This is a genomic window from Streptomyces sp. NPDC007863, assembly GCF_040633895.1.
Lineage (GTDB): Bacteria > Actinomycetota > Actinomycetes > Streptomycetales > Streptomycetaceae > Streptomyces.
Genome location: NZ_JBEYEI010000015.1, coordinates 1 through 13,441 on the forward strand (window position 1 = coordinate 1; position 13,441 = coordinate 13,441).

Below are 13,441 nucleotides of genomic sequence, written 5' to 3' on the forward strand. Positions count from 1 at the left end.
GCCTGTCCGGCACCGGCTCACCGGCACCACCACTCGCCGCCGCGCTCGCGTCCGGACCCGGACGCGCACTCTCGACAACCGACATGACCAACCAGCCTTTCCGGTGAGGTGAGGGGTGAACGGCCCCGACGGGCCTTCCGGAAACGACTCTGCTGCGGTCGGAGCGCGTTACCCAGCCCCGTGGTGTCGCCAGCGCCGCGGAAGCTAGCACTCACAAGGCCACCTTCGGCTCCCCGTTCCGCCCGCCGTCCCGGCACACTGGGGCCATGGACACCCCCACCGCCCTGGGCGAATTCCTCCGCAACCGCCGCGCGCAGCTGCGGCCCGAGGACGTCGGTCTGCCGGCGCACGGCCGCCGCCGGGTGCCGGGGCTGCGCCGCGAGGAACTGGCCCTGATCGCCGGGGTCAGCATCACCTACTACACGCACCTGGAGCAGGGGCAGAGCACCAACGCCTCGGACAGCGTCCTCGACGCGCTCGGGCGTGCCCTGCGGCTGACCCCGGACGAGCACACGCACCTGCGGAACCTGGCCCGGCCGCCGCGTACGCACCGGGTGGCGTCGTCCGTGCCGGAGCGGGTGCGGGACACGACGCGCAGGCTGCTGAAGGCGATGCCGGACGTGCCGGCGGTCGTCCTGGACCGGCGCAACGACGTGCTGGCGTGGAACCCGCTCGGGCACGTGCTGCTCGCCGGCCACCTCGACCCGGCGAGCCCGGAGGACCCGGAGAACCGGCCGAACCTCACCCGGATGCTGTTCCTCGACCCGCACACCCGTGACCTGTACGTGAACTGGCGGGACGAGGCCCGGATCTCCCTGGCCGCGCTCCGGCTGGTGGCCGGGCGCTGCCCGGAGGACCGGGCGCTGGCGGAGCTGATCGGCTCGCTGATGATCCAGAGCGAGGACTTCGCGGACCTGTGGGCCGAGCATCCGGTGCGGGACTGCACGACGGGTTCGCGGGCCCTGCGGCATCCGGTGGTGGGGGCGCTCACCCTGGACTTCGAGAACCTGCGGCTGAGCGACGGCACGGGTCACCGCATGCTCGTGTACACCGCCCCGGAGGACTCGCCGGCGGAGGCGGCGCTCCGGCTGCTGTCCACGACCCTCCACTCCGATCACTCCGACCGCTCCGAGGCGTCCGGTGAGGGCCGGTGAGGGAGGAGAGGGACGAGGTCGGGCGGCTGAGCGCGGCCGGGGGGCTGTTCGAGGCGCGGGACGGGGTGTACGTCCGGGGGCCGAGGACGCTGCGGGAGTTCGTGGAGGCGGTCTGGGCGTTCGGGGACCGGGTCTTCCTGGTCTCGGAGGACGGTCCCGTCACCTACCGGGAGTTCTTCGACGAGACCTGTGGTCTCGCGCGGCGCCTGGTGGGGGAGTACGGGCTGGGGCGCGGGGACCGGGTCGTGGTCGCGATGCGGAACGTGCCGGAGTGGCAGGTCGCCTTCTGGGCCGTGCAGTTGGCGGGGCTGGTCGCCGTGCCGCTGAACTCCTGGTGGCGTGAGGCGGAGTTCGCGCACGCGCTGGACGACTGCGGACCCCGGCTGTTGCTCGTGGACGGCGAGCGGGCGGAGCGGGTGGCGGACTGGGCGGCGGCGGCCGGGGTGCCGGGGATCGTCTTCCGGGGCGGGGCGCGGCCGGGGTTCGCCGCGTACGAGGCCGACGACGACCCGCTGCTCGGGCCGCCGGACGTCGAGGTGTCGGGCGAGGACGACGCGACGATCTTCTACACCTCGGGGACCACGGGCCGCCCGAAGGGGGCCGTCGCCACGCACCTCGCGCAGGCCGGGGCGGCCGTCCATCCGCGGTACTTCGCGGCGGCGGCGGCCGCGGCGCGGGGGGAGCGGCCGGGCGGCGGGGCGCCGGTCGTGTCGCTGATGACGTATCCGTTCTTCCACGTGGCCGCGTTCACCGCGCTGTACGGAGTGATGGCGGGCGGCGGGACGCTGGTGACGATGCGGAAGTGGGATGCCGGGCGGGCCCTGGAGCTGATCCGCGAGCACCGCGTCACCCACTACGCGGGGGTGCCGACGACGGCGCTCCAGCTCCTCGCGCTGGCCCGCGAGAGCGGCGACCCGCTGGAGACCCTGGTGCAGCTGAGCAGCGGCGGGGCGGCCGCCCCGCCGGGGATCGTCGCCGGGCTCGCGGAGGCGTACGGGGAGCGGATCCAGCCGCGGAACGGGTACGGGCTCACCGAGACCTGCGGCGGGATCTTCGCGAACACGGGCGACGAGTACCGGGAGCACCCGGGGAGCGTGGGCCGGCCCTCGCCGGCGACCGAGGCGCGGGTGGAGGCGCCGGGCGCCGACGGCGTCGGCGAGCTGTGGGTGCGCGGGCAGTCGCTGTTCCGGGGGTACTGGCGGAACGAGGAGGCGACCCGCGCCGCGTTCGCGCCCGGCGGCTGGTTCCGCACCGGCGACCTGGCGCGGATGGACGCGGACGGGCGGGTGTCGATCGTCGACCGGCTCACCGACATGGTGGTCAGGGGCGGCGAGAACGTGTACTGCGTCGAGGTCGAGGGGGTGCTCCAGGAGCATCCGGACGTGGTCGACGCGGCCGTCGTGGGGGTGCCGCACCCGCTGCTCGGCGAGGAGGTCGGGGCGGTCGTGCGGCTCCGGCCGGGGGCGGCGGCCGGTGCCGGGGAGCTGCGGGCGCACGTGGGGGAGCGGCTCGCCGCCTTCAAGGTGCCCGCGCACGTCCTCGTGCGGGACGAGCCGCTGCCGCGCAACGGCGGCGGCAAGGTCCTCAAGGGCGAGCTGCGGGGACTGCTCGCACCCGTCGGCGGCCCCGGAGGCCCCGGCGGCTCCGACGGCCTCAGGGGCTGAGCCGCAGGGGCTCGTCCCGCGCGTTCAGCCCCGGCTGACGCGGACGCGGAAGTTGCCGGCCGCGTCCTCGTCGAGGACGCCTATCCGGATGCCGTTGGCGCGGTCGGTGAAGGTCTCGCCGGGGCGGAAGGGGGCGTCGGAGAGTTCGGCGTGGACGTTGGGGCGGCGGGTGCAGCCGCCGCTGGTGCGGTCGCTGTCGGCGACGGTGACGGGGCCGTGGCCGGTGTCGACGTCGGCCTCGACGCGGTAGACGAGCACGCCCGGTTCGCAGACGGCCTCGTCGTTGCCCTCGCGGGTGCGGACCTCGACGGCGTAGCCGGTGGTGTCGGAGAGCGGGACGAAGACCACCTTGGGGCCGCCGGCGAGGGCCAGCGGGGTCAGCAGGTGGTCGCTGGTGCCGGTGGCGGAGGCGCAGCGGATCTGGTCGTTGTCGAGCCAGCCGAGCTTCCACTTGTGCCAGCCGAGGAGGTCGTTGTTGGCCCCCCAGTCCTCGGACATGATGTCCCAGTGGCCGACCGTGCCGCCGCCATCGGCGGTGTAGAGGTCGGGCAGGCCGAAGACGTGCCCGTTCTCGTGGGGCAGGACGCGGTAGCCGGTCTCGGCGTAGCTGCCGGAGCCGTCGTCCTGGCGGCTGTAGACGAAGGACGTGTTGGCGAGCGGGACGCCGTCGGCGTAGGGGGCGTCGTCGTTCCCGGAGAAGGTCACGGAGAGGACCGTGTCGAGGGCGGAGGGGCCGGCGTTCGGCGTGACCAGCACGTTGACCAGGTCGTAGGCGCTGAAGTCGACCTTGGGGTCGGCCGCCTTCACGATGTCCTCGACGAAGGAGCGGTAGCCCGGCTCGTAGGGGGCGCCGCGCTCGATCCCGTACGAGGAGAACGGCCGCGGCATCCGCAGCCAGTCGGATACCGGGGTCTCGGCCCGGTACTGGAGCCGGCCGTAGGAGCTGACCCGGAACCAGTCGGAGGTCTGCGGGAAGAACTCCCGGAAGCGGGCCATGGCCGTGCCGTCGCCCCGGGCGTCGGGGAAGTCGACCATGAGGGTCAGCGCGCGGATCCGGCCGGTGGAGCGGGCGTACCCGGGGGCGGTCGGCAGCCCTTCCGACATCTGCACACCCAGGGTGGTGGCGATGCGGCACGGTCCGAGCCGGGTGGTGTCCGGCGCGGCGGCCACCGGGCCGGCCGAGGCCGGGGCGGGCCCGGGGAGCGTGGTGCTCGCCGAGACGAGCACGGTGAGCATCAGGGCCGAGGTCGCCGCGAGGGCGACCGGTCTGCGTATCCGCCGGCGGGTGTGCTGCATGCGGTCGCCTTCCGGTCGGGGCCAGGTCAGCGGCGTGGTGCGCCGTGCGATCAGCCTGTGCGGAGGCGGGCGGGGGCGCGCGCCGGGTGGACCGATCGTGGGTATCCGCCCACCGAACGTTCCTGTGACCTAGGTCACAGCGTGGTCCGAAATAACCGGGGATTCCTTCCCCGTTTAGGAGAGAGTCCGATGAAGTGGGGAGCGTTTCCCCGGATGGCTCGAAAGGTCGAGGAGGTCGTGGCGTGATCCGCACCGACGGAGGAGCCCCCGCGGGACGGGGCGCGACGGGGGAGGCCCCCGCGCGCCGGGTGCCCCGGCCCCGCGCCGACGCGCTGCGCAACCGCGAACGGCTGGTCGCGGCGGCCCGCGAGATGTTCGTGGAGTTCGGCTGCGCCGTGCCCTACGACGAGATCGCGCGCCGGGCCGGCGTCGGCAACGCCACGCTCTACCGGAACTTCCCCGAGCGCCCCGAGCTCGTCCACGAGGTCGTCCTGTCGATCCTCGGCCGGCTCACCGAGCGGGCCGAGCGGGCCGCCGCCGAGGAGGGTGACACCTTCGCCGCCGTCAGCCGCTTCGCGCACGAGGCGGCCGACGAGCGGGTCGGCGCGCTCTGTCCGATGCTCGACGGCACCTTCGACAAGGACCATCCCGACCTGGTCGTCGAGCGCGAGCGCCTGGAGGAGGCCGTCGAGGGCCTCGTCCGGCGGGCCCAGGCGGCCGGCCGGCTCCGCGCCGACATCGCCGTCAGCGACCTGATGATCGGCGTCTCCCAGCTGACCCGGCCGCTGCCGGGCAGCGGCTGCGAGGACTTCGCCCCCTTCGTCCACCGCCACCTCCAGCTCTTCCTCGACGGCCTGGAGGCACCCGCCCGTTCCACCCTGGAGGGCGCCCCGGCGACCCTGGGAGACCTGAGGCGGGAGGCGTGACGCCAGGCCTCCGCTGAGCTGCTTCCAGGCCTCCGCTGAGCTGCTTCCAGGGCTCCGGCCGCGAGTCCTGAAGGCCCCCGAACTTTTCCAGAACGTCCTTTTTCTTCACCTACGCACCAAGAGGTGGCTACCCCCATGCCCGAAACCGCCGGCACTCCCCGGTCGACGGCCGCTTCCCAGCCCGACCCCGGTCGCTGGAAGGCACTCGTCTTCATCGCCCTCGCCCAGCTGATGGTCGTGCTCGACGCGACCATCGTGAACATCGCCCTCCCCTCCGCCCAGCAGGACCTCGGCATATCGGACGGCAACCGCCAGTGGGTCATCACGGCCTACGCCCTCGCCTTCGGCGGTCTGCTGCTCTTCGGCGGCCGCATCGCCGACCTCTGGGGCCGCAAGCGCGCCTTCGTCGTCGGTCTGATCGGCTTCGCCGCCGCCTCCGCCCTCGGCGGCGCGGCGACCGGCGAGGCCATGATGCTCGGGGCCCGCGCGCTCCAGGGCGCCTTCGGCGCGCTGCTCGCGCCCGCCGCGCTCTCGCTGCTCGCGGTGACCTTCACCGACGCCAAGGAGCGCGCCAAGGCCTTCGGCATCTACGGCGCGATCGCCGGTGGCGGCGGCGCCGTCGGCCTGATCCTCGGCGGCTTCCTCACCGAGTACCTGAACTGGCGCTGGACCTTCTTCGTCAACATCCCGTTCGCGATCGTCGCCGCCATCGGCGCGTACCTGGTGATCCGCGAGCCGGCCGGCGGCCGCAACCGCTCCGCGCTCGACATCCCCGGCGTGATCCTCTCCACCCTGGGTCTGGTCGCGCTCGTCTACGGCTTCACCCGCGCCGAGTCCGCGGGCTGGAGCGACGCCGGCACGATCGGCATGTTCGTCGGCGCGGTGGTGCTGCTCGGTGCCTTCGTGCTCGTCGAGGCGAACGTGAAGAACCCGCTGCTGCCGCTGCGCGTCCTCACCGACCGCAACCGCGGCGGCGTCTACCTCTCGCTCGGCCTCGCCGTCATCGCGATGTTCGGCCTCTTCCTCTTCCTGACCTACTACCTGCAGGTCGTGAAGGGCTACTCGCCGGTCATGACGGGCTTCGCGTTCCTGCCCATGATCGCGGGCATGATCATCGGCTCGACCCAGATCGGCACGCGCCTGATGACCCGGGTCCCGCCGCGGCTGCTCATGGCCCCCGGCTTCCTGACCGCCGCCGTCGGCATGCTGCTCCTGACCCAGCTGGAGGTCGGCACCTCGTACGCCGGCCTGATCCTGCCCGCGCAGCTGCTGCTCGGCCTCGGCATGGGCACGGCCTTCATGCCGGCCATGTCGCTCGCCACGCACGGCGTGGACCCGAAGGACGCCGGTGTGGCCTCCGCGATGGTGAACACCTCGCAGCAGGTCGGCGGCGCCATCGGTACGGCCCTGCTGAACACGATCGCCGCCTCGGCGACGACCGCGTACCTCGTCGACCACGCGGCCGGCGCCACCACCCCGGCCGCCCAGAAGCTGCTCCAGCTCCAGGGCATGGTCGAGGGCTACACCGCCGCGATCTGGTGGGCGGTCGGCATCCTGGTGGTCTCCTCGGCCATCGCGGCCGTGCTGATCACCACCGGGAAGCCGGACACGGGCGTGGTCGCCGGCTCCGGCGCGGGCGCGGACGACGAGGTGAAGGTCCCGGTCATCGCCCACTGACCCCCGCGATCCCCGAAGATCCCCGGAGATCCCCGGAGGTTCCCTGCCCTGGTCCCGCTCAGCGGAGCCAGGGCAGGTCCGCGTCCGGGCCCGTCGGTTCGAGGCCCTCGGCCATCACCCGCATGATCGTCCCGAGCTGTTCGACCTGCTCGGGGCTGAGCCGGTCGAACATCGCCTGCCGCACCGCCTCCACGTGCCCGGGGGCGGTGCGCCGCAGCACCTCCACGCCCTCGTCGGTGAGGAGCGCGAACTGGCCGCGCTTGTCGGACGGGCAGTCCTCGCGCCGGACCCAGCCGTTCTTCTCCAGGCGGGCGATCGCGTGCGAGAGCCGGGAGCGGGTGATCTTGGCGCTCCTGGCGAGCTCGGTCATCCGCAGCCGGCGGCGCGGGGCCTGGGAGAGCTGGACGAGCAGGCCGTAGTAGACGTGCGGCATGCCCGCGTCGCGCTGCAGCTGGCGGTCGAGGTGATCCTCCAGGAGCGTGGTGGCGTGGAGGTACGAGCGCCAGACGCACTGTTCGCCGTCGCTGAGCCAGCGGGGTCCGGTTTCGGTCCTGTCTCCCATGTCACCCATCGTACGACCCGTCCTTGAAAGTTGAACTATGTAGGTTTACGCTGCACCCAGAGAGCTTGAAACTTCAAGCGTCTGGAACCGGCTGTGAAACGGAGGCCCGCCATGGACACCGCCCCCGACGTGCGGATGCCCGCGCTCTACCTGTCCCACGGCGCCCCGCCGCTCGCCGACGACCCGGTCTGGCCCGGCGAGCTCGCCGCCTGGTCCGCCGGGCTGCCCCGCCCCAAGGCGATCCTCATGGTCTCCGCCCACTGGGAGGAGGCCCCGCTCGCCCTCGGCGCCACCGAGACCATCCCCCTCGTCTACGACTTCTGGGGCTTCCCCGAGCACTACTACCGGGTACGGTACGAGGCCCCCGGCGCCCCCGGACTCGCCGCGTCGGTCCGCGCGCTGCTCCGCTCGCCCGGCACGCCCGTGCAGGACATCCCCGACCGGGGCCTCGACCACGGCGCGTACGTCCCCCTCGTCGAGATGTACCCCGCCGCCGACATCCCGGTCCTGCAGATCTCCATGCCCACCCTCGACCCGCGCCGGCTCATGGACATCGGCCGCAAGCTGGCCCCGCTGCGCGACGAGGGCGTGCTGATCGTCGGCAGCGGCTTCTTCACCCACAACCTCGCCGCCCTCCGCCACACCGGCGGCGGCGTGCCCGGCTGGTCCGCCGAGTTCGACGCCTGGGGCCACGAGGCCCTCGCCGCCCGGGACGTGGACGCCCTGCTCGACTTCACGCACAAGTCCCCGGCCGGCCGCCTCGCCCACCCCCGCACGGAGCACTTCGCCCCGCTCTTCGTCACCCTGGGCGCGGCGGACGCGGCCGGCGACCTCGACGCCGAACGCTCGGTGATCGACGGCTTCTGGATGGGCCTCGCAAAGCGCTCCGTCCAGTTCGGCTGAGCCGCCCGGCGCCGGTCCCTATCCGTACGCGGGCGGGTTCAGCTCCACCGACCGGACGGCGGCGGCCAGCGCGAGCGGCCCGCCGACGTCCAGGGCGGTGTCGGTGAACTTGATCGTGTGGTCGTCGCCGTGCGCCGCCGCCCGCGCGAACACCTCCTCCGGCGCGAGCCCCGTCCCGGCGTTCACGACGCCCTCCCGCGGGGTGTAAGCGGCCGTCACCGCCGCCGAGGCCGCCCACGCCGCCTCCAGGCTCGGCACCCACAGGGCGCGGGGCAGCGCGGGCAGCGTCCGCAGCACCGCGTTCGGCGCCGTCGCCGCGTGCACCAGCATGACCGGCTCCCCGTGCCCGTGCGTCGCGTACCGGTGCACGGCCGCGGTCACCAGCTCGCCGAGCAGCTCCCGCGCCGCCTCCGGGCCGGCCGCCCCGCCCCAGACGGGGAAGGCCGTCAGCTGCGCGAGCCGCTCCCGGATCCCGCCCTCCTGTACCGGGACCGGCGGTACGGCGGCGAGCGCGGCGGCCGCGTCCGGGGCGGCGGCCAGCGGGGCGAGCGGCGGCAGCGGCTGGTGGCGGGCGGCCCAGTAGCCGAGCGCGTGCGCCAGCTCCGCCCGCCGGGGCTCCGTCTCCCCGCCGGGCGCGAGCAGGGTCCGTACGGCGTGCCCGGTGCGGATCACCGGATGCGTCGCGCTGCCCGCGATGCCGGGCAGCAGCCGGGGCCACCACTCCGCGAGCACCTCCCGCCACGGCCGGCCCGCCAGCTCGTGGGCGAAGAAGCGGGTCCAGTCCGTGATCCGGACCGGATCGCCGAGTGCCTCCCGCCAGTTCGCGGCGGTCACCGGGGCGTACGGCGCCGGGGCCTCCTCCAGCTTCGGCGCGTACGCGTCCAGCCAGCGGTGCACGGCCGCCGCGTGCCCGTGCCGGGCCAGCGCCTCCACCGCCATCGGCGCGTGATTGGTGAGCCACCCGTGCCGCTCGGGGCCGGTGGAGTGAAGCCGTTCGAGAGCCTCGTCGAGGATGCCGGTGGTGTCCGTGTCGGTGTCCGTTTCGGTGTCCATGCCCGGGACGGTAGGCCCGGGAGGGCAGGGCGGGTAACGGCCGAGCGACCTACACCGCAGGACGGAGGCAACCTGGGGCCGGGGAAGCGGCGTCGTAGAAGTCGTAGAAGGGGAGAGGCGAGGAACAGCTCGACAATGTGACGCCCGTCTCACCGACAGCGAGGTCGGAAGCCCACGAGGCGCCCAGGGACGCCCCTGACCTGCACATCCACGCGGACGACGGTCCGCCGGGCGGGGCAGGGGCCGCGCAGGATACTGCATGATCGCGAAAATCCTGAGCCTCCTGGGAATTCTGTCCCGATTCCGGTCGTTGTTTCCGTCGGATGCAGGGCACCCGCAAGGGTGTCGCGACCTACTCAGCAAGGGAGCACGCATGGCAACCCGTGCCGTCGCCCGTCGTCAGTCCACCGCCAAGAGCGGGGGCGGCCGGGCAAGCAGCGTTCGCGCCGTGGGCGGGGAGATCGCCGACCGCGACCTGGTCGGCATGTACCTCGACGAGATCGCGCGCACGCCCCTGCTCGACGCCGCCAAGGAGGTCGAGCTCTCCCAGACCATCGAGGCGGGCGTCTACGCCCGGCAGATCCTCGAAGGCGCGGCCGAGAGCGAGGCCGGCGAGGCGACCCGCGAGGAGCTCGAAGCGCTGGTCGAGGAGGGCGAGCGCGCGAAGGACCTCTTCATCAAGTCCAACCTGCGGCTCGTCGTGGCCGTGGCCCGGCGCTACCCGCGCAGCGGGCTGCCCCTGCTCGACCTGATCCAGGAGGGGAACGCGGGCCTGGTGCGCGCGGTCGAGAAGTTCGACTACGCGAAGGGCTTCAAGTTCTCCACGTACGCCACGTGGTGGATCCGCCAGGCCATCACCCGGTCCATCGCCGACCAGTCCCGCACCATCCGGCTCCCCGTCCACCTGGTGGAGGAGCTGGGCCGGATCCGCCGCGTCCAGCGCGAGTTCAACCGCGAACACGGCCGCGAGCCCGAGCCCGCGGAGGTCGCGGAGGAGCTGGGCTCGACCCCGGAGCGGGTCACGGACGTCCTGGACTGGGCGCGCGACCCGGTCTCCCTGAACATGTCGGTGGACGACGAGGGCGAGACCCAGTTCGGCGACCTCCTCGAGGACACCTCCGCGATCTCCCCCGAGCAGTCGGTCCTCACCCTGCTGCGCAGCGAGGAACTCGACGACCTCATCGACAAGCTCGACCACCGGACCGCCTCGATCATCCGCATGCGGTACGGCATCGAGGACGGCCGCGAGCGGACGCTCACGGAGGTCGGCAAGGAGCACGGCCTCACACGCGAGCGCATCCGCCAGATCGAGAAGCACGCCCTCCTGGAACTGAAGAAGATGGCCCGGGACACCGGCTTCGACGCGGTCGCCTGACCCGCACGACAGGCCGGGAGCCCCCGCCCGCAGACCCGGCGGGGGCTCGGCTCCGGTGCGGGCGGGGTGCGGGTCAGCGGGTCGCGTTCGCCAGGCGGGCCGCCAGAAGGCCCAGGCGGTCGCGGAGGGACGCCGGCGCGTGGATCGTGAAGTCGAGCCCCAGGAGCGCCAGGCGGACGGCCAGCCAGTCGACGGAGTCGGTCACCCGGGCCCGGAGGCGGCAGGAGTCGGGCCCGGTCGCGACCGGTACGAGGTGCGCCGGCAGCGCCGCGACCACCTTCTCCAGCGGCGCCGCGAACTCCACGTCCAGCTCCACCTCCCGCTCGCCCTCCCCGTACGCCCGCGCCATCGACCGCACCAGATACGCCCCCGCGTCCCCCTCCGGCAGCTCCCGCGGAGCGAACCGCGCGCCGGTCGCGAGCGGATCCGACACCCGGTCGACCCGGAACGTCCGCCAGTCCTCGCGCCCGAGGTCGTATGCCACGAGGTACCACCGGCTGCCCGTCGACACCAGCCGGTACGGCTCGACCAGCCGCTTCGACTCCTCCCCGGCCCGCGCCCGGTACCCGAACCGCAGCCGCTCGTGCCCGGTGACCGCGCCGGCGATCGTCGTCAGCGTGGACGGCGCGACGGTCGCCCCGTCCCCCCGGGTCAGCGGCAGAGTCGCCGCCTGCAGCGTGGAGACCCGGTGCCGCAGCCGCGCCGGCAGCACCTGCTCCAGCTTCGCCAGGGCCCGTACCGACGCCTCCTCGACGCCCTCGACGGCGTGCCCCGCCCCGGCCCGCAGGCCGACGGCGATGGCGACGGCCTCCTCGTCGTCGAGGAGCAGCGGCGGCATCGCCGCACCCGCGACGAGCCGGTAGCCGCCCACCGCCCCCTTCGTCGCCTCCACGGGATAGCCCAGCTCCCGCAGCCGGTCGATGTCGCGTCGGATCGTGCGCGCGGAGACCGCGAGCCGTTCGGCGAGCTCGCTGCCGGGCCACTCGCGCGGCGTCTGGAGGAGCGAGAGCAGAGTCAGGAGTCGTGCCGGAGTGTCCGTCATGCCGACCAGCATGCGGCAGAAATAGGACGCAACCTGACCTACATCACTCCTATGGTTCCTTCCATGAGCGCACACGAGACCGACGCCGCCACGGGGGCGGACAGCACCACCACGGGGGACAGCAGACGCTGGATCGCCCTGGCCATCGTCATGACGGCCGCCTTCATGGACCTGGTCGACGCCACGATCGTGAACATCGCGATCCCCAGCATCGAGCACGACCTCGGCGCGAGCTTCGGCGCGATCCAGTGGATCACCGCCGGCTACGCGCTGGCCTTCGCCGCCGGCCTGATCACCGGCGGCCGCCTCGGCGACATCTACGGCCGCAAGCGGCTCTTCCTCCTCGGCACCGCGGGCTTCACGCTCGCCTCCGCCCTGTGCGGCCTCGCCGCGAACCCGGAGATGCTGGTCGCCTCCCGCCTCCTCCAGGGCGCGGCGGCGGCGATGATGGTGCCGCAGGTGCTGTCGATCGTCCACGTCACCTTCCCCGCGCACGAGCGCGGCAAGGTCTTCGGCATGTTCGGCGCGGTCGTCGGCCTCGGCGCGGTCTCCGGCCCGCTGCTCGGCGCGCTGCTCACGGAGTGGAACATCGCGGGCCTGGAGTGGCGCCCGATCTTCCTGATCAACCTTCCGGTCGGCGTCGCCGCCCTGATCCTCGGCCGGAAGTACATCATCGAGTCGAAGGCGCCGAAGGCGCTCCGCCTCGACCTGGTCGGCGTCGTGCTCGTCACGGCCGCGCTGCTCCTGCTGATCTACCCGCTGACCCGGGGCCGCGAGCTCGACTGGCCGCTGTGGGGCCACCTGATGATGGCGGCCAGCCCGCTGGTCTTCGGCGCCCTCGTCGCGTACGAGCGGTACAAGACGCGGAAGGACGGCTCCCCGCTGGTCGAGCTCTCGCTGTTCCGCGTGAAGTCCTTCGCCGCGGGCATCGCCGTGCAGCTGACCTTCGGCATCGTGCTCGGCGTCTTCTTCCTGGTGTGGACGCTCTACATGCAGATCGGCCTCGGCTGGAGCGCCCTCAGGGCGGGTCTGACCGGCGTGCCGTTCTCGATCGCGGTCTCGGTGGCGGCCGGCCTGTCGGTGCAGCTCCTCGTGCCGCGCTTCGGCCGCAAGGTGCTCCAGACGGGCGCGCTGACGATGGTCGCGGGCATCCTGCTCTACTTCTTCCTCGCGGGCCGGTACGAGGCGGGGATCTCGCCCTGGCAGATGATCCCGGCGCTGGTGGTGATGGGCCTCGGCATGGGCCTGATCGTGGCGCCGCTGACGGACGCGGTGCTCTCGGAGGTCCCGAAGGAGCACGCGGGTTCGGCGTCCGGCCTGATCAACACGACGGGCCAGATGGGCAACGCGATCGGTCTCGGCCTGGTCTCCGTGGTCTTCTTCGGCGTGATCGACGACCGGGGCCCGGCCAAGGTCCCGGCGGACGTCACGGCCGCCTTCGTCGACGCCTTCCGCAACTCGCTCGGCTGGGTCGCGGTGGTGCTCGCCGGCATCTTCCTGGTGATGTTCGCCCTGCCGGCCCGCCCGAAGCAGCACCTGGAGGGCGGGGACGCCGACGGCGCGGACGGCGCGGGCGGTGGAGAGCCGGACGGCCTGGTGGAGAAGGCCCCGGCGCTCGCCACCTGAGCCTCCGTACGGCGCGAAGGGCCTCGGTCCCCGGATCTCCGGGGCCGGGGCCCGTTCCTGTACCTGCTCGCCATCGCCGCGGGCACGGTGGTGAGCGCCGCGCTCGTCATCGTCCTGAAGAGCCTGCGCGGGACGGCCCCGGGGGCACGGAGACCACCGCCGC

Annotated in this window: 11 protein-coding genes; 7 read left to right on the top strand and 4 right to left on the bottom strand. The window is 73.4% G+C overall.

Annotated elements, in window-relative coordinates:
• Positions 1-266 precede the first annotated feature (266 nt).
• Both ABZ621_RS23100 and ABZ621_RS23105 read left to right on the top strand, forming a co-directional pair.
• A complete protein-coding gene (locus ABZ621_RS23100) occupies positions 267-1,154 on the top strand; it encodes a helix-turn-helix transcriptional regulator (RefSeq protein WP_360607445.1) in 888 nt (295 codons plus the stop codon).
• A gap of 26 nt (positions 1,155-1,180) precedes the next feature.
• On the top strand, positions 1,181-2,818 hold the full coding sequence (locus tag ABZ621_RS23105) for a class I adenylate-forming enzyme family protein (protein ID WP_360607819.1): 1,638 nt from the start codon (positions 1,181-1,183) through the stop codon (positions 2,816-2,818).
• Between the two features lie 24 nt (positions 2,819-2,842).
• Here ABZ621_RS23105 and ABZ621_RS23110 read toward each other — a convergent pair whose 3' ends face one another.
• Positions 2,843-4,114: a M6 family metalloprotease domain-containing protein gene (locus ABZ621_RS23110; RefSeq protein WP_360607448.1), complete on the bottom strand. Its 1,272-nt coding sequence runs from the start codon at positions 4,112-4,114 to the stop codon at positions 2,843-2,845.
• Between the two features lie 242 nt (positions 4,115-4,356).
• Here ABZ621_RS23110 and ABZ621_RS23115 point away from each other — a divergent pair, with 242 nt between their 5' ends.
• Together ABZ621_RS23115 and ABZ621_RS23120 are read left to right on the top strand one after the other, a co-directional pair.
• The gene (locus ABZ621_RS23115) at positions 4,357-5,040 is read left to right on the top strand and encodes a TetR/AcrR family transcriptional regulator (protein ID WP_360607450.1); all 684 of its coding nucleotides are present in this window, start codon (positions 4,357-4,359) and stop codon (positions 5,038-5,040) included.
• Positions 5,041-5,175: 135 nt separating this feature from the next.
• Entirely contained in the window at positions 5,176-6,717 is a 1,542-nt protein-coding gene (locus ABZ621_RS23120; protein WP_360607452.1) for an MFS transporter, read from the top strand.
• Between the two features lie 58 nt (positions 6,718-6,775).
• Here the strand turns inward: ABZ621_RS23120 and ABZ621_RS23125 are convergent, their stop codons facing one another.
• Positions 6,776-7,288, bottom strand: coding sequence for a MarR family transcriptional regulator (locus tag ABZ621_RS23125; protein ID WP_360607454.1), 513 nt, complete (start codon positions 7,286-7,288; stop codon positions 6,776-6,778).
• 102 nt (positions 7,289-7,390) lie between these two features.
• Here ABZ621_RS23125 and ABZ621_RS23130 point away from each other — a divergent pair, with 102 nt between their 5' ends.
• Positions 7,391-8,182, top strand: coding sequence for a class III extradiol ring-cleavage dioxygenase (locus tag ABZ621_RS23130; RefSeq protein WP_360607456.1), 792 nt, complete (start codon positions 7,391-7,393; stop codon positions 8,180-8,182).
• 18 nt (positions 8,183-8,200) lie between these two features.
• Here the strand turns inward: ABZ621_RS23130 and ABZ621_RS23135 are convergent, their stop codons facing one another.
• Positions 8,201-9,235 (bottom strand): questin oxidase family protein, encoded by a 1,035-nt coding sequence (locus ABZ621_RS23135; RefSeq protein ID WP_360607458.1) that lies wholly within the window; start codon positions 9,233-9,235, stop codon positions 8,201-8,203.
• Between the two features lie 373 nt (positions 9,236-9,608).
• On the opposite strand from ABZ621_RS23135, the gene ABZ621_RS23140 reads away from it, so the two are divergent.
• A complete protein-coding gene (locus ABZ621_RS23140) occupies positions 9,609-10,610 on the top strand; it encodes a sigma-70 family RNA polymerase sigma factor (RefSeq protein WP_360607460.1) in 1,002 nt (333 codons plus the stop codon).
• Between the two features lie 73 nt (positions 10,611-10,683).
• Here ABZ621_RS23140 and ABZ621_RS23145 read toward each other — a convergent pair whose 3' ends face one another.
• Entirely contained in the window at positions 10,684-11,652 is a 969-nt protein-coding gene (locus ABZ621_RS23145) for a YafY family protein (RefSeq protein WP_360607462.1), read from the bottom strand.
• Between the two features lie 63 nt (positions 11,653-11,715).
• Between ABZ621_RS23145 and ABZ621_RS23150 the strand changes: the two genes are divergently transcribed.
• Positions 11,716-13,278, top strand: a complete 1,563-nt coding sequence (locus tag ABZ621_RS23150) for an MFS transporter (protein ID WP_360607464.1) — start codon at positions 11,716-11,718, stop codon at positions 13,276-13,278.
• Positions 13,279-13,441 lie beyond the last annotated feature (163 nt).

Bases quoted from the DNA above. Each gene is read 5' to 3' on its own strand.
- ABZ621_RS23100 (WP_360607445.1), top strand. From the start codon at position 267: ATGGACACCCCCACCGCCCTGGGCGAATTCCTCCGCAACCGCCGCGCG.
- ABZ621_RS23110 (WP_360607448.1), bottom strand. From the start codon at position 4,114: ATGCAGCACACCCGCCGGCGGATACGCAGACCGGTCGCCCTCGCGGCG.
- ABZ621_RS23120 (WP_360607452.1), top strand. From the start codon at position 5,176: ATGCCCGAAACCGCCGGCACTCCCCGGTCGACGGCCGCTTCCCAGCCC.
- ABZ621_RS23125 (WP_360607454.1), bottom strand. From the start codon at position 7,288: ATGGGTGACATGGGAGACAGGACCGAAACCGGACCCCGCTGGCTCAGC.
- ABZ621_RS23130 (WP_360607456.1), top strand. From the start codon at position 7,391: ATGGACACCGCCCCCGACGTGCGGATGCCCGCGCTCTACCTGTCCCAC.
- ABZ621_RS23135 (WP_360607458.1), bottom strand. From the start codon at position 9,235: ATGGACACCGAAACGGACACCGACACGGACACCACCGGCATCCTCGAC.
- ABZ621_RS23140 (WP_360607460.1), top strand. From the start codon at position 9,609: ATGGCAACCCGTGCCGTCGCCCGTCGTCAGTCCACCGCCAAGAGCGGG.
- ABZ621_RS23145 (WP_360607462.1), bottom strand. From the start codon at position 11,652: ATGACGGACACTCCGGCACGACTCCTGACTCTGCTCTCGCTCCTCCAG.
- ABZ621_RS23150 (WP_360607464.1), top strand. From the start codon at position 11,716: ATGAGCGCACACGAGACCGACGCCGCCACGGGGGCGGACAGCACCACC.